This window comes from Pseudanabaena sp. FACHB-2040 (assembly GCF_014696715.1).
Classification (GTDB): Bacteria; Cyanobacteriota; Cyanobacteriia; order Phormidesmidales; family Phormidesmidaceae; genus JACVSF01.
The window spans coordinates 926,510-951,086 of the sequence record NZ_JACJQO010000005.1; the positions used below are offsets into that span (position 1 = coordinate 926,510).

Annotated in this window: 22 protein-coding genes; 12 read left to right on the top strand and 10 right to left on the bottom strand. The window is 55.6% G+C overall.

The annotated features are described in order from the left end of the window. Nucleotides 1-87 precede the first annotated feature (87 nt). Complete coding sequence (locus H6G13_RS07865; protein ID WP_190482580.1) at nucleotides 88-435, top strand: metalloregulator ArsR/SmtB family transcription factor; 348 nt, start codon at nucleotides 88-90, stop codon at nucleotides 433-435. A gap of 177 nt (nucleotides 436-612) precedes the next feature. Here the strand turns inward: H6G13_RS07865 and H6G13_RS07870 are convergent, their stop codons facing one another. The 7 genes from H6G13_RS07870 to H6G13_RS07900 form a co-directional block, all read right to left on the bottom strand. Then, the gene (locus H6G13_RS07870) at nucleotides 613-1,326 is read right to left on the bottom strand and encodes a GerMN domain-containing protein (RefSeq protein WP_190482581.1); all 714 of its coding nucleotides are present in this window, start codon (nucleotides 1,324-1,326) and stop codon (nucleotides 613-615) included. A 58-nt stretch (nucleotides 1,327-1,384) separates the two neighbouring features. Beyond that, entirely contained in the window at nucleotides 1,385-2,221 is an 837-nt protein-coding gene (locus tag H6G13_RS07875) for a DUF2993 domain-containing protein (protein WP_190482582.1), read from the bottom strand. A gap of 15 nt (nucleotides 2,222-2,236) precedes the next feature. Then, on the bottom strand, nucleotides 2,237-4,048 hold the full coding sequence (locus H6G13_RS07880; protein ID WP_190482583.1) for a proline--tRNA ligase: 1,812 nt from the start codon (nucleotides 4,046-4,048) through the stop codon (nucleotides 2,237-2,239). 225 nt (nucleotides 4,049-4,273) lie between these two features. After that, nucleotides 4,274-5,452 carry an NDP-sugar synthase gene (locus tag H6G13_RS07885; RefSeq protein WP_190482584.1) on the bottom strand — a complete coding sequence of 393 codons (1,179 nt, stop codon included), beginning with the start codon at nucleotides 5,450-5,452 and terminating at the stop codon, nucleotides 4,274-4,276. A 257-nt stretch (nucleotides 5,453-5,709) separates the two neighbouring features. Then, nucleotides 5,710-6,576 carry a segregation/condensation protein A gene (locus H6G13_RS07890; protein ID WP_190482585.1) on the bottom strand — a complete coding sequence of 289 codons (867 nt, stop codon included), beginning with the start codon at nucleotides 6,574-6,576 and terminating at the stop codon, nucleotides 5,710-5,712. A gap of 45 nt (nucleotides 6,577-6,621) precedes the next feature. After that, entirely contained in the window at nucleotides 6,622-6,984 is a 363-nt protein-coding gene (locus tag H6G13_RS07895; protein ID WP_190482586.1) for a LapA family protein, read from the bottom strand. 195 nt (nucleotides 6,985-7,179) lie between these two features. After that, nucleotides 7,180-8,034, bottom strand: coding sequence for a DUF3153 domain-containing protein (locus tag H6G13_RS07900; RefSeq protein ID WP_190482587.1), 855 nt, complete (start codon nucleotides 8,032-8,034; stop codon nucleotides 7,180-7,182). 89 nt (nucleotides 8,035-8,123) lie between these two features. Between H6G13_RS07900 and H6G13_RS07905 the strand changes: the two genes are divergently transcribed. Both H6G13_RS07905 and H6G13_RS07910 read left to right on the top strand, forming a co-directional pair. Next, nucleotides 8,124-9,509: an NCS2 family permease gene (locus tag H6G13_RS07905; protein ID WP_190482588.1), complete on the top strand. Its 1,386-nt coding sequence runs from the start codon at nucleotides 8,124-8,126 to the stop codon at nucleotides 9,507-9,509. Between the two features lie 94 nt (nucleotides 9,510-9,603). Continuing rightward, nucleotides 9,604-10,698: a two pore domain potassium channel family protein gene (locus H6G13_RS07910; RefSeq protein WP_190482589.1), complete on the top strand. Its 1,095-nt coding sequence runs from the start codon at nucleotides 9,604-9,606 to the stop codon at nucleotides 10,696-10,698. Between the two features lie 59 nt (nucleotides 10,699-10,757). Here the strand turns inward: H6G13_RS07910 and H6G13_RS07915 are convergent, their stop codons facing one another. Then, nucleotides 10,758-11,210: a helix-turn-helix domain-containing protein gene (locus tag H6G13_RS07915; RefSeq protein WP_190482590.1), complete on the bottom strand. Its 453-nt coding sequence runs from the start codon at nucleotides 11,208-11,210 to the stop codon at nucleotides 10,758-10,760. 105 nt (nucleotides 11,211-11,315) lie between these two features. Between H6G13_RS07915 and H6G13_RS07920 the strand changes: the two genes are divergently transcribed. The 6 genes from H6G13_RS07920 (at nucleotide 11,316) to H6G13_RS07945 (ending at nucleotide 19,663) form a co-directional block, all read left to right on the top strand. Further along, on the top strand, nucleotides 11,316-12,308 hold the full coding sequence (locus H6G13_RS07920; protein ID WP_190482591.1) for a zinc-dependent alcohol dehydrogenase family protein: 993 nt from the start codon (nucleotides 11,316-11,318) through the stop codon (nucleotides 12,306-12,308). Between the two features lie 163 nt (nucleotides 12,309-12,471). Then, nucleotides 12,472-14,031, top strand: coding sequence for an NAD(P)/FAD-dependent oxidoreductase (locus H6G13_RS07925; protein ID WP_190482592.1), 1,560 nt, complete (start codon nucleotides 12,472-12,474; stop codon nucleotides 14,029-14,031). A 1,551-nt stretch (nucleotides 14,032-15,582) separates the two neighbouring features. Further along, the gene (locus tag H6G13_RS07930; protein WP_347277442.1) at nucleotides 15,583-16,491 is read left to right on the top strand and encodes a DMT family transporter; all 909 of its coding nucleotides are present in this window, start codon (nucleotides 15,583-15,585) and stop codon (nucleotides 16,489-16,491) included. A gap of 104 nt (nucleotides 16,492-16,595) precedes the next feature. Further along, entirely contained in the window at nucleotides 16,596-18,173 is a 1,578-nt protein-coding gene (locus H6G13_RS07935) for a metallophosphoesterase (protein ID WP_190482593.1), read from the top strand. 180 nt (nucleotides 18,174-18,353) lie between these two features. Then, nucleotides 18,354-19,247: a TIGR02587 family membrane protein gene (locus H6G13_RS07940; RefSeq protein ID WP_190482594.1), complete on the top strand. Its 894-nt coding sequence runs from the start codon at nucleotides 18,354-18,356 to the stop codon at nucleotides 19,245-19,247. Beyond that, a complete protein-coding gene (locus tag H6G13_RS07945; RefSeq protein ID WP_190482595.1) occupies nucleotides 19,244-19,663 on the top strand; it encodes a TIGR02588 family protein in 420 nt (139 codons plus the stop codon). The genes H6G13_RS07940 and H6G13_RS07945 overlap by 4 nt, the downstream gene beginning before the upstream one ends. A gap of 38 nt (nucleotides 19,664-19,701) precedes the next feature. Here H6G13_RS07945 and H6G13_RS07950 read toward each other — a convergent pair whose 3' ends face one another. After that, complete coding sequence (locus H6G13_RS07950) at nucleotides 19,702-20,541, bottom strand: DNA adenine methylase (protein ID WP_190482938.1); 840 nt, start codon at nucleotides 20,539-20,541, stop codon at nucleotides 19,702-19,704. 202 nt (nucleotides 20,542-20,743) lie between these two features. On the opposite strand from H6G13_RS07950, the gene H6G13_RS07955 reads away from it, so the two are divergent. The 3 genes from H6G13_RS07955 to H6G13_RS07965 are packed head-to-tail and all read left to right on the top strand — an operon-like array spanning nucleotide 20,744 to nucleotide 23,125. Then, on the top strand, nucleotides 20,744-20,947 hold the full coding sequence (locus H6G13_RS07955; RefSeq protein ID WP_190482596.1) for a DUF751 family protein: 204 nt from the start codon (nucleotides 20,744-20,746) through the stop codon (nucleotides 20,945-20,947). A gap of 43 nt (nucleotides 20,948-20,990) precedes the next feature. Continuing rightward, nucleotides 20,991-21,443: a 30S ribosome-binding factor RbfA gene (gene rbfA, locus H6G13_RS07960; RefSeq protein WP_190482597.1), complete on the top strand. Its 453-nt coding sequence runs from the start codon at nucleotides 20,991-20,993 to the stop codon at nucleotides 21,441-21,443. A 2-nt stretch (nucleotides 21,444-21,445) separates the two neighbouring features. Continuing rightward, the gene (locus tag H6G13_RS07965) at nucleotides 21,446-23,125 is read left to right on the top strand and encodes a glycoside hydrolase family 3 N-terminal domain-containing protein (RefSeq protein WP_277882484.1); all 1,680 of its coding nucleotides are present in this window, start codon (nucleotides 21,446-21,448) and stop codon (nucleotides 23,123-23,125) included. 139 nt (nucleotides 23,126-23,264) lie between these two features. Here the strand turns inward: H6G13_RS07965 and glsA are convergent, their stop codons facing one another. Further along, nucleotides 23,265-24,248, bottom strand: a complete 984-nt coding sequence (gene glsA / locus H6G13_RS07970; protein ID WP_190482598.1) for a glutaminase A — start codon at nucleotides 24,246-24,248, stop codon at nucleotides 23,265-23,267. Nucleotides 24,249-24,577: the final 329 nt, after the last annotated feature.

Below are 24,577 nucleotides of genomic sequence, written 5' to 3' on the forward strand. Positions count from 1 at the left end.
TGCATTCCTATGAATGGCTTGAAAAATGAAATTGTTGTTAAAATAACGGGGATCGTTCTCAACACACCTCGATTGGAGTAAAACTCAATGGAGACGGTGCCTACGGAGGTGGTGCAGCAAGTTGCTGAATATTTCAGTGTGCTGAGTGAGCCCATGCGACTGCGGCTGCTCAACCTGTTGCGGGACGGGGAAAAGTGCGTGCAAGAGCTAGTTGAAGCCACTAAAACCAGCCAGGCCAACGTTTCGAAGCACCTCAAGGTCATGCTCCAAGCAGGCATTCTGTCTCGCCGCACCGAAGGCACATCAGCGTTTTACAGCGTTTCTGATCCGCTGATCTTTGACCTGTGTGGGCTGGTCTGCGATCGCATTGCCAGCCGTATTGAGCAGCAGGCCCAGCATTTCCGTAACTTCAGCCTTGCCACTCCTCGGAGCTAATTGAGCAACCGAGTGTCGCCACAGTAGATGAGAATTAATCTCGATTAGTTCTCATTAGCCAGGTTGAACAAAAAATTGTAGGTTGGACCAAGCGCAGCGCGACCCAACCTTTAATCCAGTATTCACTGTGTTGGGTTTTGCTTTGCTCAACCCAACCTACGGGGATGAGCATACGGGCTATAGGTCAAAGGCCGCCTTAACGTCGTCTCGGGTCATGGGCTGACTGACTTCAATACCTTCGCCGCCTAGGAGCGTTAGCGGCTTGCCCTCCACCGAAATCCAGACAGGCGCATCAGGGTCCAAAGCTGTAGCGGTATAGACAATCTGACCCAAGCGGCCAATCATCGATGTGCTGCCACCGCCTGTTTCAAAGGTCTGCGACAGATCCACATGCACCCCGTCAGACTCTACACTGACATCGAGCACCTGAGTTTTGTCGGGAATGGTGGTGACGGCATCTTGAGAGGGGTTGCCTGGCTTGGAGAACAGGGCCTCGAAGGCGGCCTCAAGCTGCTCATCTGAGGTGCTTCCCGGCAGGCTGACTGATTCGGGTGACAGCGCTAAACGGCCATCGACATCTTTAACCCAAAAGATTTGTCCTGCTGCTTCCTGAACTGCTGGCGCAGTCGGTGGCGCTTCCTGGGCAGGCTTTGGCACAGTAGGGGTCTGGCTGCTCTCAATCGGAGGGTCAACCGGGGCCTCGCTCTCAGGCTGACTAATGACCGGAAACTCAGCAACTGGAGGCTTGACGGGGTTGAGCGTGCGCCATGTGAACCAGGCAGCAGCGCCTCCTGAGGCCAGCACAACAGTCGCCAGCGTGGCCACAATGCCAAGGGGAATGCGTCGAATCCCTTGAATACCTTTTCCTTGAATACCTTTTCTATCTTCCATATTCGTCCCAAGAGTGCGGCAAGGAGGGGGCGGGCCACTAAGGCAGGTAGAGCGAATTTTAAGGGCTGCCTGGAATTGCAGAAGAGTTTGCCTGCTGATTGTTGACCAGCCAGGGAGAGGATGGGTCTACCTTAGCAAAGACGGCAACTTCTAACTCATTGTTGCGAATTTGAAAGTTTAGCACCCGCGCCACGATGCCAGATCGCTCCAGCAAACGCAGGGTCAGCTGCCGATTGGCCCCGTCTATCAAGGCGGTTAGCAACTGGGGTGGTGCTTCTTGGCCGTCAATGCTGAGGCGAGGGTCGATCAGCTGGAGCTGATGGCCGTTTGCGATCGCAAGGCCCAGATCAACGTCAATCGCAATGGTTTCGTTGAGCACCCGATCCTGTAAATCCACGCTCAGGCCAACCCGACCACCCTCCAGAAAGCTGAGCACCGGATTGGTTAGGCCGTAGCGGGCAACCTGTCGGTCGCCGCCCTGCCCAGGTAGGTTGAACTGAAACCGATCAAGCCAACCCTGCACCCGTTCTGTCTGCAAAAAGGCGTTGATGTCGTCTGCCTCTAGCACTAGGCGCAGGGCAACAGCGGCAGGTTCGTCTAACTGCAGGCGGCCCTGCTGCAGGCTGGCCAGGTCAACATCAATAGGGTCGGTTTCCAGGTCAATGGTGCTAATCCGCAGTTCCGGAATCGGGTAAACTCCCCGGCCTGCCATCCGAACGTGCTCTACCCGACCATTGATGAGCTGATAGTTGGGCACGTTGTCGATCCGCACCGACAGCTGTTCGGCCCCACTGATCTGATTGCGAATGGCATCTTCTGCCAGCCGATCGACGACCGCCCCCACAGGAGAGGCAATCGAGAGGAGCCCAGCCAGAATAGCCGCGATAATTTCCATCTGACCCCTTAGCGTCTAACCTTTTAACGCGTCGTCAACCCAGCCCCTTAAAGTAGATACCACTTCCGAGACCACCAATTCCTGAGAGGAATGGGTGGCTCGCTGCACCACCTCCACCTTTCCATCTTTCAACGAACGGCCTGTCACCACCCGGAAAGGTATGCCAATTAAATCAGCGTCCTTAAACTTGACCCCGGCCCGTTCGTCGCGATCATCTAGCAAGGTTTCGATGCCAGCGGCATTGAGGTCTTGGTAGAGCTGTTCAGCGGCGGCTACCTGGTCTTTATCAGCAATGTTGGGAATAACGACGATAGCTTGGTAGGGTGCGATCGCAACCGGCCAAACAATCCCGTCTTTGTCGTAAGACTGCTCCACCGCTGCCTGAGCCAAACGCGACACGCCCACGCCATAGCAGCCCATCACCAGCGGCACTTCCTCACCCTGCTCACTAGTAAACGTCGCGCTCAAGACCTTGGAGTACTTCGTCCCCAGCTGAAAGATATGGCCGATCTCAATACCGCGCGCCGTCTGCAGGGTCTGGGCCGAATCGTGAATCGCCCGATCCCCGGCGCTAGCCTTGCGCACATCGACCGCTAACCGAGGCAAGGTAAGCTCACTGCCCCAGTTAGCGCCTACGACGTGGTAGCCAGCCTCATTGGATCCGGTGACAAAGTTTTTTAGCTCAACAGCCGTTTTATCGACCATGCGCAGAAACTTCGGCGCTAAGTTTTCTACGCCTTTCTGAATGTGGTCATCGGCCAAGTCAGGGGCAATATAGCCCAGAGGCAGCGGCTTAGCGGCCCACTTCTCTTGGGCTTCAGCGGCGGGCACCTCCAGCGCAATCACGGTGCTGCCACCGTAGTCCTTAGCGAGCTTAGTCAGCTCGTTAATCAGCTTCACCTCATTGACATCTTGATCACCCCGAATGCTGACCAGCACCAGCACCATTTTGCCGGTGTCGTAGGTCACCTGGTAGAGAACGTTTTTAACGATCTGAGTCGGGGAGCACTTGAGAAACTTGGCCAGAGAGTCAATGGTGGGGGTGTTCGGCGTTTCTAGCTTTTCGTAGGACTGGAAGGCAGAAGGCTCAGCATCAACCGGCAAAGACACAGCCTTTTCAACGTTGGCGGCATATTTGCCGTCCTCAGTAAACAGCACCTCGTCCTCTCCGGCCTCGGCCAGCACCATGAATTCGTGGGAGCCAGAGCCGCCAATTGCCCCAGAGTCGGCTTCCACGGCCCGAAACTCGAGTCCACAGCGGCGCAGGATGTTGCTGTAGGCCGTATACATCTCCTGGTAGGTCTGCTTCAGGCTGGTCTCATCTGGGTGAAACGAGTAGCCGTCTTTCATGATGAACTCACGCCCGCGCATGAGGCCAAAACGGGGCCGAATCTCATCTCTAAACTTGGTCTGAATCTGGTACAGGTGCAGCGGCAGTTGGCGGTACGAGCGGATCATGTCTCGTGCCACAGCAGTGATGACTTCCTCATGGGTCGGCCCTAGGCCCATTTCCTGCTGCCGCCGATCTACCAGCGAAAACATAATGCCTTCGGCTTTAGTGTAGGTGTTCCAACGGCCCGACTCTTGCCACAGGTCAGCGGGCTGAAGCTGGGGCAGCAGACACTCTTGGGCACCCGTCGCGTTCATTTCTTCGCGGACGATGGCAGAGACTTTGCTGAGCACTCGCAACAGCAGCGGCAAATAGGCATAGACACCGCTGGCAATGCGGCGAATGTAGCCCGCTCTGAGCATGAGCTTGTGGCTGGGAATCTCTGCCTCTGCCGGATCTTCCCGCAGGGTCACAAAGAGCATCTGAGACAGTCGCATGGGTTCCTTTCCTACGTCGAAAAGCGCCTATTCCGTTAAGTCTAGAGCATTTGGGGGTATTTCCGTAGGCAGTTACTAGAAGGCCAGAGGGGCTGTCAAACAACCTCTCTGGCCTTCTGGCAATGGGTTAAACGGCAGCGGATCAGGAAACCTAACCCCCTACACCAAACCAATCTGGAGGGCGCAATTTTGCATCCAATTCAGATGGGTCGCTACAGATCAGATCTACAGAGGCTGGGCCGAGACGTGCTGGTTGAGCAGTTCGGCGATGGCCCGATGTTCAACCGGCGGCTCTGACGGAAACTCTTGGCGAGTATCGGTGATCAGCCAGTCTAGAGCAGCTGCCTGCATGTCGATAGAAGCGCCAGTCTTATCTACACAGTAGCGGCCAAACACCAGCTTATCAACCAAGCGCACGCCAGGGCCAATGCGGGAGTATTCGAAGATAACACTATTGTCGACAATCGCACCGCTGCAGATGCTGCAGTTGTTGCCGATAGCGCTGGGGCCAATAATGGTGGCTCCGTCTTCGATGTGGGTCATGCCGCCAATGTAGACAGGGCCTTCGATTTTGACTTTGTCCCAATTGGCCTTGACGTTCAAACCGGCATAGACACCAGGGCGAATCTCTTCACCAGGGATATCAACCAGGGTGACTTTGCCGGTCAGGACGTCCTGAATGGCCTGCCAGTAGTCGGGGACTTTACCGATGTCCACCCACTCAAAGTCCATCCGGATGCCGTAGAAGGGCGCGTTGTCGGCCACTAGGCAGGGCAGCAGATCACCGCCGATGTCGAAGGAGGTGCCGGGGGGAATGTACTTGAAGATTTCCGGTTCAAAGATATAGATGCCGGTATTGATGTCGGTGCTGAGGGCTTCTTCAACGGCAGGCTTTTCCTGGAAGGACTTAACCCGTCCGGTCTCGTCGGTAACGACAACACCATAGCTGGGCACCTGCTTTAGGGGCACTGCGCGGGTAATAATGGTTGCGATCGAACCCTTCTCCCGATGTCGCCGCACTGCCTCAGTCAGATCTAGATCGATCAGCGCATCTCCACAGAGAACGACAAACGTATCGTCGAAGAAAGGATAAAAGTCCTGAATCTTACGCATCCCACCGGCAGAGCCGATGGCTGCGCCCTCTAACTTGCCGTCTACAATACGTCCTTCAAAGGAGTAGGCAAGCTCCACGCCAAATCGCTGGCCATCTCGGAAATAACCTTCGATTTCGTTGGCTAGATGGCTGACATTCACCATGATTTGGGTAAAGCCGTGCTGACGCAGCAGTTCCAGCAAGAACTCCATCACTGGCTTTTGCATAATGGGGATCATGGGTTTGGGAATCGTGTAGGTAATTGGCCGTACCCGAGTTCCCTTACCCGCAGCCAGGATCATGGCTTTCATAGAGACTCTTCCTCTGTTGTGACAGTAAGTTGTGAAGTAAAAATATTTCTTCTGCTAACGGAAAAAACACAAAAACCGCAGTGCCCTGACGCTCCGAAGGCCATCAGCGGCACCTCGCCATGCTATCAACGACAACTTTGAACCGTAGAGGTGCCGGGATAGACTTCAGCAATTCCTTACATGGCTTTCCAAAATATTAACTAATTTGAACATTTCAGGGGCTATCCTTTCCGGATGAGCAGCGGTAGTCTATGGGCTCAATCTGGTAAAACAAAAGAGGGCAGCTCATCGCCTTCCTCTAGGGGCACCCGTTTCAGGTTCTTTACCTTGAGATCTCGGTAAAACTGCTCCTGAGAAAGCTCGACCTTAGACTGGGCTGACAAAAACAGTAGCCCCCAAAAAACGCCCACCTTCTCATGCACATAGGCGGCCTCGGCGGTATCAAAATGATGGCTGTCCTTCAGTTCTTCCGGCTGGAACTGGGGCCAGGCAACGAGCAGAGCCTCGAAGTCGAGCCACTGCAGGTCGCCCTCTAGCTCATCCCAATACTGATCTAGAAAGGTTTCTAGCGCCGCCGCAATTTCTGACAGGTTTTCCTGGTGAGCCAGTTGGGCAATGGCCCGTACTGCCTGCCGCACGGGCTGGGGCCGAACTCGGCGAGCCCGGTTGTGGGGAGCTTGATCGGTCATCACCTCGGCCATGGCCTCTAGCTGTTCGATCAGCTCTTTGAGGGTGACTCGCCGCTGCTTTGGGGGCGCAGCTACGGCACGGCGATGCAGGTGCCGCTCCAGGTTACGGGGCAGCTTGACCTCAGGCCACTCCTCCTCCTCGACCAGTTCCTCGACTGGTAGGGCGGCTGCATGAGCTTCGACTTCAGCCCGCACTAGGGTATCGGCTTTGAGCAACACCAGCATGGAGGCATATAAGAAAGCCTGCCCTGACTCTGACAGGTTGGCCTCATAGGGCGAGCGCCCATGAGTCTCCTGGGGCTGGGCCTGAGTCTTGAGGGTGTTGAGAAAGCGATCGATTACGGCGATCACCTTGACATCCCAGGGATCAATTTCTCCCTGCTCAGCTAGATCGATGAGAAATGCGATCGCAGTTTGGGCCAAGGAGACAGACATGGGTGCAGCCGTCGCAAAGATTAGTTCACCGAGATTCTCCCGATTCTACTGGGCAAAGACCTGATTAGCATCAGCATCACTGGCATTGGCAGAGGCGGGCAGCATCGGCTTTTGCTCCTCAAGCTCAACTCGGTAGCGCTCTACGTCCTCCTCAAGCTGCTGAATGCGGAGTTCCCGCTGCTCCATCTGCTTGCCGACCGACACGTAGCCCTGCACCTGCACCCAGACGCTAAAGACCCAAGCCATCACAGCCCCGACGCCCATAGCCATAATCAGTTCGATACAGAGGGGCGCTTCTAAATCCAGCCCTCTGACGATATGAATAATGACAGGCTCAGTATTTTCAATGCCAAACAGCACCAGAGCCAGACAAATCACAAAAATAACGACAAAGTTAACCTGCCGCATGGATCACGCCTCAATTCACTACGTCGATTTTGCCAGGGTGGGGATGATCTAAGGACACACAGCGTTTGCTGGACTGCCCTTATTCCCGACCGTTAGCTCCAGACTAATATAGCCTCTAGCAACGGCCCAACGAATTCACTAAAACCTAATCTTTAAGGGAAGCCCAGAGGAGATGAAACTTCTCTCTTCTAGCCCTTAACCTCCGGATTTGGCCTGCCGCCGCCCGCGTCGCAAGCCGTACTTAAAGAAGTATCCCAGCAGTACTAGAGCCGCGATCGCAAGGCCGCCCAAGCCGAGCGGGCTAGGCACCCAAAATACCGCATCGATGTGATTGATTTCCCCCGGCTGCAGCAGCCACGTCCGAACCGGGCCAGTCCCCTCTGGAGCCAGAGAATCAGGCCCTAGAGGGCCGAGACCCCAAGGCGTTTGCAGGGTAAAGTGCAGCTCTAGCCAGTCTGTTGCGCCCCCCAGGAGGCCAGGAATATTTTGCGGCTGCCGAGGCAGGGCGCGCAGATCCAGATCGCAGACCAGGTGGTTGCGGATCGCGACTACCCGATTTTGCTGGCTGAGGCTGAGGCGGGAGGGCAGGTCGGTCAAATCGGCAATGGCCGCTCCCGCTGCGGCCTCAGCCTGAAAAAGTTGATTAAACCGCTTGACCAGGTCGCTGCCGTTGCCAAACGGCACGATAAGCCGCAGAGTTTCTGAATCGGGTCGGCGCACTTGACCGCCTAGGCTGCGAACTTGAGTTTCTAGCCCAGCCAGCCAGGTCTGAACGGCACTGCCCCCCAAAGCAGCAGCCCGTTCGCTGAGCCGGATCTGCTGCACAATTTGGCCGTGGGTCTGGCTATCAAACTCAATGCCCAGATCGTACTGAAAGCAGCCAGAAAGCAAGAACATCAATAGGCTCGACAGCAGTAGCGGTAACCATCGCCGCTGGGGCTTTGCAGCCGGTGCTAAGGCCGCTACGATGATGGCCTGCTCAGGGCTGGCGGGGGGGGTGCCTTTAGCGGTGGGGGGGGGCTGGTGAGTTGACTCAAATGGCGCTTTCAAGGGGCAATTTCTCCATTGTGTAGCCTTGAAGACTGCAAACCAGGCTGCTTTTGCTTACGACTGATGCAGATGACGGGTGAGGAAAAAACGTGACCGAACATGACAAGACAGGGGTAACTCAGGGCAATGGGGGAGCAGGTGCGATCGCAACCTACTTTAACTTCGATGCCCTCAAAACTAACCTGCGCACCGAAACTCTAGCCGGGGCCACGACCTTTGTGACGATGGCCTATATCCTTATTGTTAACCCGGCGATTCTCTCTAACGCGATCTTTTTAAATGAGCCGCAGGATCTCTTTGGTGAGCTTGTGGTGGCAACCGGCATTTCTGCCGCCATTGCCACCCTGGTAATGGGCCTCTATGCCAAGCTGCCCTTTGCGCTGGCCCCCGGCATGGGCATCAACGCCTACTTCGCTTTTACGGTGGTGCTGGGCCTGGGCATAGATTGGCGGATTGCCCTAGCGGCAGTGTTTATTGAGGGCATTCTCTTTATTCTGCTGACCCTCACCAACCTGCGCAGCAAAATTGTCACAGCGATCCCAGAGGCGGTGAAGCACGCGACAACCGCTGGGATTGGCCTATTTATTTCCTACATTGCGCTTAAAGGGGCTGGCATTATCGTGGCCTCAGAGGCGACGCTGACAACGCTGGGAGATCTAAGAGAACCCACTGCCGCCATGGCGATTTTGGGGATCTTGATCACGGCGGCGCTATTTGCTCGTCGGGTGACGGGGGCTTTGCTTTGGGGCATTTTTGCAACGGCGCTGCTGGCCTGGATCTTTGGCGTGTCGCCTTGGCCTACAGGCTTCCTAGCCATTCCCCAAGCTCCGGTAGATCTGTTTGGTCAGGCCTTTGTAGGGCTAGGCCAACTGTTGCAGACCAGTATTTGGCAGATTGTCAGCATTACCTTTGTCTTTCTGTTTGTCGATTTGTTTGACACCATTGGCACCCTCACTGGCCTGGGCATTCGCTCGGGCTACATTGATGAGCGGGGCGGTTTCCCGGGGGTAGAAAAAGCCTTTATGGCCGACGCCATTGGCACCACTGCCGGAGCCGTGATGGGCACCTCTACCGTGACGACCTACATCGAGTCGGCCTCTGGCATCTCTGAAGGGGGGCGCAGCGGTTTTACGGCAGTGGTGGCAGCGCTGCTGTTTATTCTGTCGCTGCTGTTTATTCCGCTGTTTGCCGCGATTCCTGGCTTTGCCACCACGCCTGCTCTACTGATTGTGGGCGTGATGATGATGGCCGGAGCCCGCAACATCAACTGGGATGAACCGGCAGATGCGATCGCAGCGTTTCTCACTATCTTGCTGATGCCGCTGGCGTACTCCATTGCCGAAGGTCTAGCGATGGGCCTGATCGCCTACCCATTAGTCAAAGCCTTTCAAGGCAAGCTGAACGACACCACAATCGGCATGTGGGTTTTGGCGGTGATCTTTATCCTGCGGTATGTTTTTGCCGTTGGGGAGTAGAGGGCAGGCGCTAATTTTCTCCCCTGAGATACTAGTTATCCCCTCGGTTCATGGTCTACCCTGCGAATCAAGCTTCCGGCAGGCAGATTGAACAATGACAGCCATACTGGTTATCCTGGGGGCCGCAATTATTTTGTTTGTGGCCCTTGATATTGTGATTACTACCCTTACGGTAGGCGGAGCAGGGCCGCTCATGAAATGGATTGCTGGCAGTATGTGGTGGCTGGCTTTGAAGATCCATCATCGCCGCCACAATCACACACTGCTGGTAACAACCGGGTGGACGATTCTAGTGCTGATGGTGGTGGTCTGGCTGCTGTTGACCTGGGTTGGCTGGACTTTGGTTTTCTCCGCCGCTGAGACAGCTGTGGTTAATACCGACACCAGTGTTCCGGCTACCTTGTGGGAACGGATCTACTTCACAGGCTTTACCATTGCCACCTTGGGCATCGGCGACTACAAGCCGCAGTATCCCTTCTGGCAAATTTCTACAGCAGTGGCTGCTGCTAATGGGTTTTTCTTTGTCACGCTGGGAGTTGCCTATCTACTGCCGGTGTCTTCTGCTGTGGCAGTGAAGCGGGGATTGGCCCTATACATTTCAACCCTGGGTGGCACTGGGGATGAAATTCTGTCTCGCAGTTGGAATGGGCAGGACTTTGGTCAGCTTGATCAGCACTTGATCAACCTGGTTCCGATGATCAGTCAGCTAGGAGAGTCCCACCTAACCTATCCAATTCTCTACTACTTCCACAGTATTGACCGCTCCCGCAGCATGCCACTGAGCATCGCTGCTCTAGATGAGGCCCTAACCCTGTTGCAGTACGGCGTGCTGGCCGAGTACCGCCCGGATAGCATGGCCCTCGACACTATGCGACGGGCCAACGCCGCTTTTCTTAATACGCTCAGAGCCATCTATTTAAACCCCAACCAGGACGCGCCAACGCTGCCTAGTCTAGATTTGTTGCGATCGCACGGCATTCCCACTGTCAGTGATGAGGAGTATCATCGTGCCGCCAAACGATTGGGTCAGCGGCGCAAGCTGCTGCTGGCTCTGCTGACCAATGATGGCTGGTCCTGGGATGCGATCGCCTCTAGCCAAACCACTAACCGCACCAATCATTTGGATGATGAAGTTTCTTTGATCAACGAGGAAAGCCCAAAAAATATGTTTGGGATGCCTCATCTTTGACAATTTGCTATATGACGATTGCTATACGACTTGAAGCTGTTTGAGCTGATGTCTGAGTTCTACTTGGGCTCCCAGAAATCCTCGGATTTAGGGCTGTTATCGTACAGTTTGGTTGCCACATTAATATCGGGAATGTGTTGATATGCCCATTCCCCCAAAATAGCAAGTGGTTCAGCCAACGACTCACCAAGAGCAGTCAACGAATAGTCAACCCGAGGTGGAACAGTAGGAAATACCTCTCGTTCAATCAACCCAGATCGCTCTAGATTCCGAAGATTTTGCACCAGCATCTTAGGCGATATGCCGGCAATCTGTTGTTTGAGATCGCTGTATCGCTTTTTCCCCTGAGTCAGGGCGTAAATAATTAGAATTGTCCACTTGTTAGCAATTTTTTCAAGGATCTGATGCCCCTCACAGCTGGTATCGAAGATCCCCATATTGGCAATGCGATCAAGTGCGGGTTGAGGCAGGTAGCTCAATTCAGCTTCACTTGCATTGAGATTAGGAGCCATATTGACTTACCAAAAGGTAACTGATGCACTTTTCCGTAAATCCTTTCAGGTGCTTATTCGCCGATGTTACTTGTTTAATACAGTATTTCAGCGAATCAAACAGCTATGAAAGCTATTGTAATCGAACGTTTTGGTGAACCCACCGTTTTCCAAACGGCAGACTTACCCGTGCCTGAAGTTCTGCCTCATCACATCCTAGTTCGCGTTGCGGCAACTAGCATTAATCCAGTAGACGTGAAGATCCGAGCGGGTGCTGTTGCTGATATTGCACCTGCTTTCCCAGCAGTTTTGCATGGGGATGTGGCCGGTGTGATTACAGCCATCGGAGACGGTGTTGACAACTTTAAAGTCGGCGATGAGGTCTATGCCTGTGCTGGGGGCGTAAAAGGAACTGGAGGCGCTTTAGCTGACTATATGCTTGTAGATGCCAACCTAGTTGCTCATAAGCCTCAGTCTCTAACAATGGTGGAGGCTGCTGCACTGCCGCTCGTGTCAATTACGGCCTGGGAAGGTCTCATTGATCGCGCCCAAGTTCAATCGGGTCAAAAGGTTTTAGTCTATGGCGGAACTGGGGGCGTAGGTCATATTGGTGTGCAGTTGGCAAAGTGGGCAGGTGCAACCGTCTATGCATTGGTGTCGAGTGATGAGAAGGCAGCCATTGCCCGCAAACTGGGTGCCGATGTTGCTATTAACTACCGTCAAACTCCTGTCGAAGAATTCGTTGCAGAATACACTGATGGACAAGGCTTTGACGTTGTGTTTGACACGGTTGGAGATGATAACTTGCAAAACGCCTTCAAAGCAGCAAAGCTCAACGGCACCGTCATTTCTCTCGTCTCTTTATCCCAGCAAGACTTAACTTTACTCCATGCCAAGGGATTGACCCTGCATCTGGTTTATATGTTGCTCCCCATGCTGTTTGGTGTAAATCGCTCCCGCCACGGCGAGATTCTTTCAAAGATTGCCCGTCTCGTGGATGAGGCTCACGTGCGTCCCCTTTTAGATGCTAAATCGTTTACCTTCACGGATATTGCTGCTGCCCACGCCCATGCTGAGTCAGGAGCCGCCATCGGCAAAATCGCTTTAAAGGCTGTCTGATTAGAGCAGTTATCTAAGGGCATTTAGAGGGAAATAGACCTCATGCTTTAACTTCCAGTCACCGCAAGAATTGGAGCTTACTTCGGCTCTAAAGCAGCTTTTCACTAAGCCCTATCAGTTAATTCCGCCTACTCTAAGGAAGGGAGTAAACGGGTGCAGGTGAATGCAGGATGCAGACATAGTTGTGATTGGCGGCGGCATTGGTGGGCTAGTGGCAGCGGGGTTGCTGGCCCGTTATGGTCGCCAGGTTATTGTCTGTGAAAGCCATTCAGTGCCGGGTGGGGCGGCTCATGACTTTACCCGTAGCGGCTTTCGGTTTGACTCGGGGCCTTCGTTTTACTGTGGGTTGAGCGATCCCAACTCTCTCAACCCGGTGCGGCAGGTGCTAGCGGTGCTGGGGGAGTCGATTGAGGCTATTCCCTACGATCCGCTGGGCTATTACCACCTGCCGGAGGGCACGCTGCCGATCTATGGCAACGGTGAGCAGTATAGGCGTGCGATCGCACAGTTTAGCCCCCAGGGAGCCAAAGAACTGGCCGACTTAGAGCGGCGCTTTTTGGGCCTGTACGAAGCCCTGCGGGGAGTGCCACTGCTGGCTCTGCGCTCAGACTGGCAACTACTGCCGCTGCTGCTGCGCCGCTATCCCCAACAGCTGCTCAAGCTGCTGCCCCAGCTGCCCCTACTGGGAGCCTCTGCCGGACAGGTGCTAGACCAGAGCGTGCGCGATCCTTGGGTACGACGGCTGTTTGACCTAGAGTGCTTTCTGCTCTCAGGCATGAAAGCCCATGAAACCGTAGCGCCAGAAATGGCCTTTATGTTTGGTGAGCGCCATGCCTCAGTGGTGGACTACCCGGTGGGCGGCAGCGGGGCCATCATTGCCGCCCTAGTGCGAGGACTGGAGCGGTGGGGGGGTGAGCTGCGGCTCAATGCCCACGTTGAGCAAATTCTAGTGGAATCAGGCCGGGTCGCTGGGGTGCGGCTGCGGCAAGGAGAAGTGCTGCGGGCCCCGATCGTAATTTCCAACGCGACTGTATGGGACACCCTAACTCAGCTGCTTAAGCCAGAGGACGTACCCGCCGAGTATCGCCAGTCATCGCTACAGACGCCAGCGGTAAACAGCTTTATGCATCTGCACTTGGGGATTCGTTCTGAGGGGCTAGAAGATTTGGCTGTTCATCATGTGGTGCTGCACGATGGCGATCGCGATCTCACAGAGCCGGGCAACACCTGCATGATTTCTATCCCCTCGGTGCTGGATCCGTCCCTGGCCCCGCCGGGGCACCATGTTATCCACGCCTATACTCTGGAACCTTGGGTCGGCTGGCGGCGCGATCGCACCTACAAGCAGCGTAAGCGTGAGCGGGCAGAACCTCTCTATCGGGCTCTAGAGCGGGTGATTCCAGACTTGCGATCGCCCCAGTTTGCGGGAGAATCGCGCGTAGTGCTAGAGCTAATCGGTACGCCGCTAACTCACCAGCGATATCTCAGGCGCTATCGGGGGACCTATGGCCCGGCCATTGCAGCGGGTCAGGGGGTGTTTCCTGGCTGCGTCACACCGATTGCCGGCCTGTATCGAGTGGGAGACTCGACCCGGCCTGGAATTGGAGTGCCTGCGGTCGCCGCTTCGGGCATTCTGTGCGCTAACTCATTGGTGTCGGCTGCACAGTCTTGGGGTTTGGTGAGCGACTTGGCAGCAGGGGCAGCGGCAATGGGCAGCCGCTGATTGAGGTTAACAGCCCTAGGCGATGACGATGCTGCAGGCAGGTCTTCGGTAGCTTCTTCACAGCGGGCGGGCGCTTGAGTCGAGGGCCGCGCTGTCAGCGGCAGCCTCTCCTGGAGGGGCAGGCTGTCAGGGAAAACCGCTTGTCTCAACGCCACCGACAGAGGCCGATTAATGGTTTGGCGAGCGTCAGAGGCAGCCGTTGAACTGTGAGCCTCTCCTGCGGCGGGTAAGATGGGGCCTGGCACCTCAGATGTAGAGAAGTGAGGCATTGCCTCGCCATGAATGGTGGGTGTGAGGGTGGCCGGAGCGACAGTGGCCGGGGGCACCAGAAAGGGATTGATCCCAGAAGACTGGTGAGGCAGACTGACGGGTTGGGTTGGAGCCGTGGCGGTTTGGGCTGCTGTCTGCCTGCCTGCGGGGCTCTCGGAGCGCAGCAAATTGGGGCTCACCTCGCTCTGGCGGGCGGGAGCGGCCGGGGCAGCCTGACTCGTCTCTGATGAAATGGTGCCCATTGAGCTGATGTGTCTCCCCGGCTGCACTGCTGGGTCAACGGCAGCGGTTACAGGCTGCAAGGAAAGGCCGTTGGGCCGCGCAGCTAGGACTTGCGAGCGATGGGGCGGAGTTTCCCGGGTTGCTGGGGTGATGGCGGTAGGTGCAGTCGCAACAGTGCTTTGGTTGACCGAAGCAGTGACAGCACTAGTGGGGGCACTACCGACTGCTCCGTTACTCGCAGGCTGCCGAACTGGCTGTAGAGGCGCACCAGGGCTGGGGGCTTGTGAGGGCGTTAGAGGCGCTTGATAGGTTGATGTGGGTTCTAGAGGGCGGGCAGCCAGGTCTGGCAGCGCTGCTTCAGGCTGGGCAGCTGCTGGAGGCTGGGGCAGGGTGGAGCTGGCCTGAGCCTGGGGCGGCTGTGGCTGCACGCGACTGGGGGTGGCGGCGCTGGGGCGCACAGCAATTTGGGGCAGGGTGGGCCGATCCTGACGACTAAAGGAGGGGCCTGGCTGCAGTCGAGGCGTGGTGCTGGCGCGCCGGGTTCGAATTTGATTAAGATTTTGCTGGAGTAAGGCCTGAGCCTGAGTCGAAGGGCGAGGGCGCGCTGTGAGATCGATACTTTCTGTTTTAGGTTGGGAAACGATACTTTCTGTTTCGGGTTGAGAAACGGTCTTTTCTACCCGCCGCTCTAGTGTGTCCTGCTGTTTTTCGATGATGGAGTCATTGCCTTCTGGAGAAGGACCCTCCTTAACCAGGTCTTGGGTGACCTGTTGATTTGCTGTGCAGGCGGCAAGAGTAACCAGAGTACCGCAGGAAGCAAGCGCCCAAACACGCATAAAATCAAACTCCGTGATTGACAGAGGACTCAGACGAACAGATCAATTCCCTTTACAAAGAAAGACGAAGATTATCAGGCTTAAGTTCATGAAGATTCTGTAGAGAATACCTTTGCCTTTTTCCTAAACCTTTTTAGGGTGCTGTTGAGCAGCTGGGAAAGACACTCTGCGCGAAGATAGGAAAGTCTGGTTTTACCTTCATTATCTACCCTCGAGGCAATCTGTGATCGACTCTATACTGGCTGTTCAAGGAGAGCTGGCGGCCTTGACAGCCGCTTTTTTGTGGGCAGCCTCAGCGGTGATTTTTGGCCGCTTAGGGAAGTTTCTCTCACCCTTGGTGCTGAATATTACCAAAGGGCTGATAGCTCTCGTATTTATCAGTTTAACGCTGAGCCTGCAACAGCGCCAGACCACCGGGCTAGGCCAAGGAGAAGTTGTCCTACTGCTGGCCAGCGGGGTAATCGGCATTGGTTTGGGCGATACCGCTTATTTTGCCGCTCTCAATCACCTAGGGCCACGTCGGGCCTTGCTGATGGAAACCCTAGCTCCACCCTTGTCGGCGGTGCTGGCCCTATTTTTTTTACAGGAACAGCTCTCGCTGCAGGCCTGGACTGGAATTTTACTGACGCTGATCGGAGTGTGCTGGGTAGTTTCAGAGCGGGTGCCAACGGCCCATCAGCCCATCGGGGGTGAGCTGGGGCGCGGTATTTTCTATGGCGGCATGGCGGCCATCGGGCAGGCGGCTGGCGCAGTCATGTCGCGGGCGGCCTTGGCAAATACGGCGGTGGACCCGCTGTGGAGTACGCTGCTGCGGTTAGGGGGCGGCCTGGTGATCATGGTGGGGATGCTGGCTAGCCAAGGCAATCTTGTGCCCCGGCTGCAGCCGCTACGGTCGGGGCGGCTATTAGGGCTGGTTGCGATCGCAGCCTTTTTCGGCACTTACCTGGGCATCTGGCTGCAGCAAACGGCGCTAAAGTTTGCCCCCACCGGCATTGCCCAGGCTCTAATTTCTACCAGTCCCCTATTTATCCTGCCGATTGCAGCTTTGTTGGGAGAACGCATTAGTTTTCGGGCGGTTCTGGGGGTCTTAGTCACCTTGGGCGGCATCTGGCTGCTGGTGGGCTATCGCTAAGCGAGCCCATCCGGCAGAATAGTTTTAAGCCCAGTGCTGGAGCAAGGGCCACGTATCTTTCAAGCCAGCGTTTACTCTAGAGTCAAGCCTGTTCACGCATTTCTATGGCTTCTATTCTGGATCCGGCCATTCCTGTCAAAATTACCAAGATGAAGGCTCGGGTGTGCTGGCAGCACCCAGCCATTCGCGATCGCAAAATCGATCAAACCCGCCTAGCGCTAGAAACCCCTGACTCAGACCAGAGCGAATTTTCCTTTTTGGTCATTGGCGACAGCGGCTCGGGGCCTCATACCGACTACAATCCCCAGCGGCGAATAGCCCAAGCCATGCTGCCCCATCTGCAGGATTGCCGCTTCTTGCTGCACACAGGTGATGTGGTGTACCAAGTCGGCTCCAGCGAGCAATATCCCCAGAACTTCATTGAGCCCTACCGGGAGTGGCTGGTCGGCGGTGAACGTCCAGAGAGGATCGCCTACGACAAGATGGTGTTTCAATTTCCTTTTTTGGCGGTCCCTGGCAATCACGACTACTACAATCTGCCCTGGGCCTATGGCCTGTTGACTCAGGTCATGCGACCCCTGCGGCGATTGTTGGGAACCAACCTCAATCCCAATATTGGCTGGCACGGCTCCCACGAAGGCGACGCTTACGCCCGAGCTTTCCTAGATTACCTAAAAGCCATCCCGCCCGAGCAGCTGCCGGCCCACCTCGATGCGCACTACACCGGCCAAACTGAAACCGGGCGCTGCCTCCAGTACCGAGTAGGAGAGTTTACCCGCCTGCCCAACCGCTACTACAGCTTTCGCTCTGGCGGCATCGACTTTTTTGCCCTCGACTCCAGCACCTTTAATGCGCCTTCGCCACTGCCCCAAGGGCCGTTGGGCTCTGACTACCGCCACCTACTGCGTTCCCAGCGAGAGGCAGTTGAGGCAGAAAAACGGGCAGTCGTAGAAGAAGCGATTCAGCTTAGAGAGCAAGCACCCCACGCCCAAGAGCGGCTCGATGACCTGCAGGGCAAGATTGAGCAGCTTGATGAGGTGCTGCTTGATATTGAAAAGCAGTTAACCGCCTCGCCCATGATGTCGATTGATGCGGAGCAGCTGCTCTGGCTGAAGGACTCTCTAGTGAGCTCTTGGCGCAACCCTGAGGTGCGAGGGCGAGTGCTGTTTTTCCATCACCCGCCCTACGTGACTGAGGTGACTAAGTGGCATCAGGGGCAAACCCTGGCAGTACGCCATCACCTGCGCTGGGTTTTGAACGAAGCGACTAAGGAACTAGGAAGAGAAGCCGGGGATCGGCCCGTGGTCGATCTGGTTCTCTGCGGCCATGCCCATTGCTTTGAGTATCTCAGAACCTTAGATACTGGCCATGCCGACTCCCATATCAACTGGCTGGTCTGTGGCGGCAGCGGCCTCAGCCTGCGGCGGCAGCGGCCCGACGGGCCAGAGCTGTTCGAAACCTTTCTAGGCGCAGACAGACAAACCTCAGAAAGTCGGCTGGTGGCCAAATCTCAGCTGTACATGGGCCTGATCGGCCATAAAAGCGAACGCCGCAGACCCTATTCCTTCTTACGCATCGACGTTAAAGCCGGGACACCGCCTCGCTTTGAGGTGAAGCTGCACGTCTCAGAGCGGTATCACCAAGACTGGGAGGAGTATGCCTTAGATCCCCTGATGCTTTGAGCCTCCTGAGGTTCTAAGCAATGGTTTGCCCGAACCGCCAGCCCCTGCAAGCATGGACTGGCTACAAACATACCTGAGGCAGACGCTACTGCGGGGATCAACTGGTTAACCTGTTCTTTACCTGAATGGGCAGTTCGTCTGCTCAGGGTCTGCTCAGATCGGCTCTCAAAGACGGGTTCTATGGCAAGGCGTATTGTTTTTCCGACTGCCCAGGCGTGGCAGTTTGAGCTAGAGGATTTCATTCGAGGTATATCCGGCGGTTTTTTGTTTGGCATTCCGCTGCTCTACACCATGGAAGCCTGGTGGATTGGGTCAATTACTGAACCGCCGCAGATGCTGGCCTTACTGGGGGTGACCTATCTGATTGTGTTTCTGCTAAACCGGACAGACGGCTTTCGGCAGGTGCGGCCAGACTCGGTTCGGCAGGCGGCGATGGATAGTGTGGAGGCACTTGCGATCGCAGTTTTCTGCGCCGTTTTGATGCTGATTTTGCTGCGCCAAATCACGCCCTCAACGCCTCTCAATGAAGCCGTTGGCAAAATTGTCATAGAGGGCATGCCCTTTGCCCTGGGAGTTGCCCTAGCCCGTTCGATTCTGCAAGAGGAGGATGAACCCGATACCCACTCTGATGCGTTGGATTGTTCGCCACCCCCGCCCCCACCCCCACACGAGGTAGCCAAGGAACTGCTGAAGGACGTTGGAGCCACGCTGGTTGGGGCCATTATTATCGGCTTTAGTATCGCGCCCACCGATGAAATTCCCATGCTAGAAGCGGCGATTTCGCCCCTCTGGCTGCTGGCGCTGCTTCTTGTTTCCCTGGTGCTGTCTTACTGCATCGTGTTTGTAGCGGGGTTCACTGCCCAGCGGCAGCGGCGGCAGCAAATCGGGCTGTTTCAGCGCCCGCTGACAGAAACGGTGCTCACCTACCTAGTGTCGCTGCTGACGGCAGCCTGTATGCTGTGGTTTTTTCACCGGCTAGGCTTGCGCGACCCCTGGTTCCTCTGGTTTAAAGAAACTCTAATTTTGGGCCTGCCTGCCACCCTAGGCGGAGCCGCCGGACGGTTAGTTCTATGAAACCTATTTCCCAAACAAAATCACCCCGTCGCCAGCGACCGCTGCACATCTCTGCAGAAGTCGTGACGTTTGCGATCGCTTCTCTCATCGTTGCCATTCTAGTGGGCCTAGTGCTCTTTATCTGGGCTACCCAGAGCAACGAAGACCCCATTCTCGCCGTCAACCGCAACGGCGACGTCCACGCCGAACGGGGCTATTACTACGTGCCCTTTAGCGTCACCAACGTCGGGGGTGGCACTGCAGAAGCCGTAGAAGTTGTGGCCGAGCTGCGCCGCAACGGCGAAATCGAAGAAGAAGGCCAGCAGCAGATCGACTTCCTCTCCAGCCAGGAAGAACAGGAGGGCGTCTTTATCTTCGAGCACGACCCAGGGCAGGGGGAGCTGACTCTGCGGGCGTCGGGGTATCGGTTGCCATAAGACTGGCGGGGAAAGGCCGCGTCCCTCCTACGTCTCTCTTAATAGGAAGTAATCAACAGCTCCGTAATCTTCCCCCGACGACAAGCTTTAGAGTTAATCGCTCTAGTGGCCTGGATCGTGTGGATGTTAAATCCGGCGTAAAGGTCTCGAATGAAGGGACAGTCGGAATTGGAGAGCATCACCTGGACACCGCGCTCGGCTAGGGTAGCAAACACCTGGCTAAGCTGCTCTTGGTCGGCTGTGGTGAAGCCGTAGCGACTGTAGCCTGTAAAGTTGCTGGTGGCGCTGATGGGATAGTAGGGAGGGTCGAAGTAGACAAGGTCGTAGCGGCTGGTGGCTCGCTGTAAAACGAAGTCAAAAGATGCCTGCCTTATATGGGCTGACTGTAGGGCCAAAGCTGCCGATCTGAGCAGGTCTGGGTCACAAATTGCTGGTTTTTTGTAGCGACCCATCGGCACATTAAAGTGCCCCTTGGAGTTTTCCCGATATAGGCCGTTGTAGCAAGTTTTGTTTAAATAAATTAGTCGGGCGGCGCGCTGCACCGAGCAACTTAACTCGGTTTGCGATCGCACTGCATAGTAATGCGTTTGGCTGTGCTGCTGCCTGTGTTCCTGGAGTAGCGCAATCAGGTCTTCTACCTGGTTGCGCACACACTGATAGACATTGACCAATTCAGGATTGATATCGGCCAAAACGGCGGTGCGAAAACGGCCCGTCAGGTGGAAGAAAATTGCGCCTCCCCCTAAGAAAGGCTCGTAATAGGTATCAAACGACTTGGGAAAGTAGGGGTAGTACTGCTCTAAAAGCCGCCCTTTACCGCCTGCCCACTTAAGGAAGGGACGGGGCCAGGTCTGAGTCGAGAGGGCAGCAATCACCATGATGGCGTCGAGAGAATTGTAGGGACGACCCATCTCCCCCTGTGGAGATCAAGATCAAATGTACGCGTCTGTTGAAACTCACTATATCAAAAGCTTGAGAAAGCGGGGTTTTTTCGTCGTAGGCTAGGATATTGAAAAGGTTAAATCCTGTTTTTTTGGCAGGATTGCTCTCTCAAATTGCTAGGGAACGCTGGCCTGATCCATGAAAGAATTTTTTGAAAACGTCATTCGCTATCCGCGCTACCTCATCTCGTTCACGCTGGGGATTCTCTTCAACGCAATTCAGCCCCTTGTTCCTCTGCTGCAGCGGCCTACGACGGCAGTTGCGCTGATTGGAGCCTTGGTGGCAGGATTTTTATTTCTCACCTTTACCCTGCGGGCAATGCTGGGCCTCAACATTGCTTAAGCTGAAGCTGTGAACGGCGATAACGCCTGAAAGGAGAAACAATATGCCTAATGACCGTCGGATGGCGCGAGTAGCGTCACTGATCAAACGGGAAGTAAGCCAAATGCTGGTAGACGGCATCAAAGATGACCGGGTAGGGGCAGGGATGGTCAGCGTCACCGACGTAGATGTTTCGGGCGATCTGCAGCACGCCAAGATCTTTGTCAGTATCTACGGCACTGATGAGGCCCGAGCCGAGACGATGGAGGGGCTTGGTGCGGCAACGGGCTTTGTGCGCAGTGAGATAGGCAAGCGCATTCGTCTGCGCCGTACGCCTGAAATCTTGTTTAAGGAAGACCGCTCGGTAGAACGCGGCACCCAAGTGCTGTCGCTGCTAAATCAGCTGAGCCAAGAGCGGGCTGAAAAGGGCGATCCAGACCTGGAGAGCGATGCTGAAAACGGCCTACAAGACAGCGGCGGCACAGAAGAGGACTTGTTCCTGAGCGAGGAAGAGTAGCCTTGGTTAGCACGCTGACCCCCTCAATTCTGCCCCCTGCCGAAAGCCTATCGCTGGCTGAGCAGGTGGCGCAGATGGTAGTTGTTCGCACTACCGGCCATCTGTTTGACCACGAAATTCGCTACCCGGCTTGGGAAGCCACTCAGGCGCAGCTGCACCGCTACCTGCAGTTGGGGGTAGGCGGCGTAATTTTGCTGGGGGGCAGTGCGGCAGAGGTGGGAGTGCGATCGCAAACTCTGCAGTCGCTATCGGCCATTCCGCTGCTGATGGCGGCTGATATTGAAGAGGGGGTGGGCCAGCGCTTCAGTGGGGCCACCTGGTTTCCGCCGCCCATGGCGCTAGAGGCCATCGCCCAGCAAGACTTACCTCGGGCGCTAGAGCTGGCCGAGCAGTTCGGTGCCGTGACAGCCCAGGAAGCGCTGGCGATTGGGCTGAACTGGGTGCTGGCTCCGGTAGTAGATGTCAACAACAACCCGGCCAACCCGGTGATCAACGTGCGCGCCTTCGGTCGGTCATCGCAGCTGGTTTGTGATCTTACCCGCGCCTTTATTCGCGGGGCCAAGCGCCAGCCGGTGCTGACGGCCGCCAAGCATTTTCCAGGACATGGCGATACTGCCGTTGATTCTCACCTGGCGCTGCCGCTGATTCCCCATGATCGGCAGCGGTTGGAGCAGGTTGAGCTTGAGCCTTTTCGAGCTGCGATCGCAGCCGGGGTTGATACCGTCATGACGGCCCACCTGCAGGTACCCGCGCTCGATGCCCAATACCCAACCACGCTCTCTCGGGCCACACTGACCGATACCCTACGGCAAGATCTTGGCTTTGACGGGCTGATTGTCACCGATGCGCTGATCATGGGAGCCATCACCCGGACCTACGGCCCCTACGAAGCCGCTGTGCTGGCCGTCGAAGCCGGAGCCGACATTCTGCTAATGCCGGTTGACCCTGAGGGCGCAATCAATGCTGTCTGCGAAGCCGTGGCCGTTGGTCGCATTTCTGAGGAGCGAATTTTGGCCTCAGTAGAGCGCCTATGGCGAGCTAAGCAAAAGGCCACCTCACCGCTGGGTCTGCCGCCAGCATCTGGCCATGCTTGGGAGCATTTGCCGCCGCCACCGATCCAGCTGGATCTGCTGGCCCAGCCGTCTTCCCGTCAAGCAGCGGTTGCCATCCTGCGCGAATCTGCCACAGTGCAGGGCCGCCTCGATTTGACTGGGTTAAACAGCTCAGATGAGCCTGGGCAAGACAACATTGTGGTTGTGGAAGATGGCGTGAACTGCCCTTTCTTAGGACGGACGGCCAGTGCGATCGCATTGCCCCAGCAGTACGGCTATCGGCTCAAGCTGATTGATAGCCAAGGCTGCTGCCAGTTTCCCGATCCAGCCTCTCTGCGACCCAGCCTGCTGCAACTCTTCATTCGCGGCAACCCCTTTCGAGGCTCTGCTAGTCTCACTGAGATTGCCGATGCCTGGTTCCGTGCCCTGCTAGAGGCTGAGTGTCTACAGGGGGTGGTCATCTACGGCAGCCCCTATGCCTTTGAGCAGTTCCGGGCTGACCTGCCGGAGGGCATTCCCTATGCCTTCACCTACGGGCAAATGCCGGAAGCTCAAACCCAGATTTTGTCAGCACTGTTTGGCCTGCCAGATCAAGATCTTGCAGCTAGAGATCAAGACTTCACAGATTAAGCACCGGGCGCTCTCTGCCAAATCAACAGGCCCAAAGCTATGGAAGACCTCGTCATTGCGAGCAAAGCGCGGCAATCTCTAGAGAGAGCACGCCTATAAAAACTGCCGCAGTTTGCCCTCCACGAGAAGCAAGCACGCACTAAGATGCCGTCAATTCTGAGCTGTCTCGAATTGCTGCCTCAAACCGGCAGCGGCCCATCGACAGATCCATCAGATGCAGGCCAAACTCTTGAGATAACTCCTCAAACACGCGCAGGCCGCGGACACTGTTGCCGTGCCCATCTAGCAGTGGTGAAAAGACCGCAATGCCAACCTGATTGGGCACCACGGCTAAAATTCCTCCAGAAACACCGCTCTTTGCCGGAATGCCCACCCGATAAGCCCATTCTCCAGCAAAGTTGTACATGCCGCAGGTGTACATAATGCTGAGGACATCTCGCACATACTCAGGATGGAGGGCCTGCTCTCCGGTCAGCGGGTTTTCGCCCTGATTGGCTAGGGTAGCCGCCATCACCGCCAGGTCGCGGCAAGTCACAAGAATGGCACACTGCTGGAAATACAGGTCCAGGGCTTCGTCTACTTTCTGGTCAATCATGCCGAAGTTGAGCATGAGGTGGGCCATTGCCCGATTGCGGTGCCCGGTCGAACGCTCAGACACAAACACCGGCACATCAATAAAAACTTCGTGCCCCACATACCGCTGAAACAGAGTCAGCAGGCGGTTGAGCCGCTCGGTGGGGCCATCACCCTTGATCAGGCTAGTAGTTGCGATCGCACCCGCATTCACCATCGGATTATCGGGGCGTTTTGAGTCCTCATCCAGCCGAATTAAGGAGTTAAACGGGTCTCCGGTTGGCTCCACACCTACCTTTTGCAGCAAGCGCTCCCGCCCGTGCTCTTCTAGCGCCAGTCCATAGACAAAAACCTTTGAGATAGATTGAATCGTGAACTTCTGGTCTACATCGCCTGCCTGAAAGACCCGTCCATCGCGGGTAACGGCGCAAATGGCAAACGAGTCTGAGTTGGCCTTGGCCAGTTCAGGAATGTAAGAGGCAACTTTGCCCTCATTCACATCCCGGTATTTCCAGTACAGCTTTTCTAGAAAGGCCTGAAAATCAACCATCAGAGCACCTTTGCCAGCGCAGAAAATAGCCCAATCTCTCTCAACTTTACCGGAATGTAAGGCATCCTACGCATCGCCAAAGCCCCGACTCTACGGCAGGACTTGCTGGGCGAGATTTAGTGGATGCGATCGCAATTTGAGTGTGGCATTTTGCCATTTATCCCAACAAAAATGCAGTTAGTGCATAGTCAGAATCCCCTTTTCGCATCGCCTCTTAAGATAATGTGACTAGATTTACAAAACCTCACCTTTTCTATTCATAAATTGATATGCATCGCAACCAGCACTTTAGTTAAGACAGCAATTTGCAAGCATAGATACTTTCGGAG